Here is a 3,992-nt window from a genome sequence, read left to right on the forward strand (position 1 = left end):
ATGAGCGTCAATCTTGACCCAGGGGGCTGCCTTCGCCATCGGTGTTCCTCCACATCTCTACGCATTTCACTGCTACACGTGGAATTCTACCCCCCTCTGCCAGATTCAAGCCTTGCAGTCTCCAACGCAATTCCCAGGTTGAGCCCGGGGCTTTCACGTCAGACTTACAAAACCGCCTGCGCACGCTTTACGCCCAGTAATTCCGATTAACGCTTGCACCCTACGTATTACCGCGGCTGCTGGCACGTAGTTAGCCGGTGCTTATTCTTCAGGTACCGTCATTAGCCAAAGATATTAGCCGCAGCCGTTTCTTCCCTGACAAAAGAGCTTTACAACCCGAAGGCCTTCTTCACTCACGCGGCATTGCTGGATCAGGCTTGCGCCCATTGTCCAAAATTCCCCACTGCTGCCTCCCGTAGGAGTCTGGGCCGTGTCTCAGTCCCAGTGTGGCTGGTCGTCCTCTCAGACCAGCTACTGATCGTCGCCTTGGTAGGCCTTTACCCTACCAACTAGCTAATCAGATATCGGCCGCTCCACAAGCATGAGGCCCGAAGGTCCCCCACTTTCATCCGTAGATCGTATGCGGTATTAGCGTAACTTTCGCTACGTTATCCCCCACTTCTGGGTACGTTCCGATATATTACTCACCCGTTCGCCACTCGCCGCCAGGTTGCCCCGCGCTGCCGTTCGACTTGCATGTGTAAAGCATGCCGCCAGCGTTCAATCTGAGCCAGGATCAAACTCTTCAGTTCAATCTCTGTTTGTTGACACTTTCGTGTCACCGGCATTGCTGCCGGGTCGCTCACTCAAGATACTGACCGTCGCTCATTGCTGAGCAACGTTAATACTTTTGTGAACATTTGATAATTTAAGTAATCACTGACCGAAGCCAGCGGCACCTTCATCAAACGCCCACACTTATCGACTGTTGATTGTTAAAGAACCAGTGTTCTGTACTACCTTGCTGCACCGTGCGAAGCGTTGTGTTCGTCAGCAGCAGAGGAATGAGATTATGCAGTGTTTCGCGATCTTCGTCAAGCCGTTTTGCTTCACCGGCTTTTGTCCGCTGTCGGGGTCGAACAACTCCAACCAACAGCGAAGGGCGCGAACTATAGCAAAAGACGCCGTAGTCGGGCAATTGAAAGAACCCGTGTTGTATGCAGGTCACATATTTCTTTAGACCTAAAGCATATTGACTGCAGCACATGATCGCGACACACTACAGATAAATATTTCCCAACTGAAACTTTTGTTTGTGAAAGGAAGCTCATGCATTTCCTGCGTCACTTATCTATTCGGAAAAAACTGATGCTTAGCATGGCGGCCTGCCTGCTGGTGTTCATCGCGATTTCGACCTCGCTCAGTATCGTCTTGACCAGTGACGGTATCCGCGAGCGCGTCGTCGATCAAGAGCTCCCTGCAGTTGTCGGCGAGATCAGAAACGACATCCTGCACCGCATCTCGCTTCCCCTGGCCTCCTCTCTAGCGATTGCAAACAATTCTTTCCTCCTCTCCTGGGAGGCCGCGGGACTTCCGGAAGAAGGGACCGGGCATTGGCAGACCTATGCCCAGCGAATGAAGGCCAAGACCGGAGCCGCCGCGGTCTTCTGGGTATCGAATGCGACAGGAAAGTACTTTACCGGAGATGGCTACGATCGAACCTTGGACCGGAAGAACGCCAGCGACCAATGGTTCTACAGTTTCCTGGATTCCGACAAGGACTACGTTCTTGAACTGGACAAGAACAGCAGTTCTAACGCGATCATGTTGTTCATTAACGCGCGTTTTGATACAGGTACCGGTCAGGTCGGAGTAACCGGTCTGGGGCTGTCCGTCGAAGCAATGGCCGCAGCCGTCCGCGCCTACAAGATTGGCGCTTCGGGCTCCGTGTACCTGGCGCGGGCGGATGGCGGCATCCTTGTGCATCGGGACGCCAAACTCGCCGAGGGAAAGCACTCCCTCAAGGATCTGCCGGGTATTGATCCAGCGCTTTCTGAACAGCTGCTTGCCGGAAAAAAATACGCACACATCCGTAGCGATTCAGCCTCCGGTGCCCGCATCGTGGCATCGTCGTATATCCCCGAGCTCAACGCTTATGTGATTGCAGACGTCCCCGAAGCGGAGATTCTTGGCGCGGTCGGTCGCCCTGCCATCATCTCCGCCTTCGTAGCAGCGCTGTTGGGCGGTGGAGTTGGGCTGTTGGCCATATATTTCGTCAGCGGGGCCATCGCGGCACCGGTGCGCCGGGCATCAGAGATGCTCGGGGAAATCGCCGACGGCGACGGTGACCTCAGCCGCCGCATGAAAGTGGAGAGCGAAGACGAGATTGGGCAGTTGGCGCTTTCATTCAACCGCTTCGTGTCTTCGTTGAGTAAGACGATCGCACAGGTAAGAGAAAGCACGGCAGCTATCAGCACAGCATCGCGAGAGATCGCTGCGGGCAATCTGGATCTATCAAGCCGGACGGAAGCCCAGGCATCGAGTCTGGAGCAGACCGCTGCCGCGATGGAAGAGCTAACGTCGACCGTGCGCCAGAATGCCGAGAACGCATCTCAGGCAAACCAGCTTGTGAGCGCCGCCTCGAGCTACGCGCTCAAGGGTGGAGATGTCGTGGGGCAAGTCGTGACCACCATGGGATCGATCACCGACAGTTCGCGCAGGATCGTCGACATCATCGGCGTCATCGACAGTATCGCGTTCCAAACGAATATTCTCGCCCTGAATGCCGCGGTCGAGGCGGCACGCGCGGGCGAGCAGGGGCGTGGCTTCGCGGTGGTCGCGGCGGAAGTGCGTAACCTTGCACAACGGTCGGCCGGCGCCGCAAAGGAAATCAAACAATTGATCGGCGATTCGGTGGAGAAAGTCCAAGCCGGAAGCAAACTGGTGGACGATGCTGGCTCGACAATGCGCGATATCGTCGAATCGGTCCGGCGTGTCGCTGACTTGATGAATGAAATTGCAGCGGCCAGCCGCGAGCAGAGCGACGGCATCGGGCAGGTCAATCAGTCGGTGGCGCATATGGATGAGGCGACGCAACGCAACGCGGCGCTGGTCGAGCAGGCTGCCTCCGCCGCCGCTTCGATGCAGGACCAAGCGTCCAACCTCGAGCGTGCCCTTGCGGCATTCAAACTCGATGAAGCGCAGTCAGCTTCCGCAGCGCGTATTACTGCCGGAAAAGCAACTCGGTTGCTTTCAAACGGCCACTACGATCCCAGTGCGGACAGGAATGCAAGTATCACTCAGTAGGGTAAATCGCTGTCACCGGCCATAGCAGATCGAACTGGAAAGCGGGGCACAAACGGCGGCAGCGAAGAAGATTAGCCAAATGGGGGCGCACATATGGCCACCGCATTCACGGTCATCTACGCGATGACCGTGAATGCGGTCTTCGGCGGCCTGGCGGTCATCATCGAGCCAGTGACCAATGTGCTGCTACCGTATCCTCAATCTGCGTGGCCTCAGCTAGGCTGCGCGGCGAGGACCGTGCGTGGGCGCTATTTGATGGTCGCGCCGGAGAGGTTGAGCCAGCCTGCCCTTCATGCCGGCGTCGCGTTTGCTGTCATGTACTTTGCGACGGGATCGCTGGCCTTGGGCAGCATGCTCGCCTTGCTGGAGCCGGTTTGCATTGTGATTCTGCTTCCGTTTCACGACCGGATCTCGGATAGCTTCGCGTCGCGCCGGTCGATGGCGCTTGCTTGAAATTATCCAGGTCATTGCCTATGGGGCGGAAGAAGCGGGATTGCGGGGTTCGCAGGGAGATTGCGCGCCAGTTCAGGCAGGCGGGCCGGAAGGTCGCCGGCGTGCTGCAGCTCGACATGACGAATTACAAGGGTGCGGCCAACGACATCTACCTGATCACCGATTACACGAACAGCCAGCAGAACGCCTTCCTGGCCCAGCTGATCGGCACCTATCTGCCGGGCCTGACGATCGGCTATGACAAGTGCGGCTATGGCTGCTCGGACCACGCGAGCTGGGATGCGCAGGGCTAT

General features: G+C 57.0%; 2 protein-coding genes, 1 rRNA gene and 1 pseudogene. 3 read left to right on the plus strand and 1 reads right to left on the minus strand.

Going from position 1 to position 3,992, the window contains the following annotated elements; all coding sequences use genetic code 11:
• Window positions 1-752, minus strand: a 16S ribosomal RNA gene (locus tag MA09_RS00265); the annotation flags it as partial.
• Window positions 753-1,269: 517 nt separating this feature from the next.
• Here MA09_RS00265 and MA09_RS00270 point away from each other — a divergent pair.
• The 3 genes and pseudogenes from MA09_RS00270 to MA09_RS25150 form a co-directional block, all read left to right on the plus strand.
• The gene (locus MA09_RS00270; RefSeq protein WP_081897335.1) at window positions 1,270-3,246 is read left to right on the plus strand and encodes a methyl-accepting chemotaxis protein; all 1,977 of its coding nucleotides are present in this window, start codon (window positions 1,270-1,272) and stop codon (window positions 3,244-3,246) included.
• Window positions 3,247-3,339: 93 nt separating this feature from the next.
• A complete protein-coding gene (locus tag MA09_RS23505) occupies window positions 3,340-3,699 on the plus strand; it encodes a DUF2061 domain-containing protein (protein ID WP_200883011.1) in 360 nt (119 codons plus the stop codon).
• A gap of 10 nt (window positions 3,700-3,709) precedes the next feature.
• A pseudogene (locus MA09_RS25150) lies at window positions 3,710-3,992 on the plus strand (M28 family peptidase); the annotation flags it as partial.

The sequence above is a fragment of the Massilia sp. BSC265 genome (assembly GCF_000740675.1).
In the GTDB taxonomy this organism is placed as follows: domain Bacteria; phylum Pseudomonadota; class Gammaproteobacteria; order Burkholderiales; family Burkholderiaceae_D; genus Telluria.

Bases quoted from the DNA above. Each gene is read 5' to 3' on its own strand.
- MA09_RS00270 (WP_081897335.1), top strand. From the start codon at position 1,270: ATGCATTTCCTGCGTCACTTATCTATTCGGAAAAAACTGATGCTTAGC.
- MA09_RS23505 (WP_200883011.1), top strand. From the start codon at position 3,340: ATGGCCACCGCATTCACGGTCATCTACGCGATGACCGTGAATGCGGTC.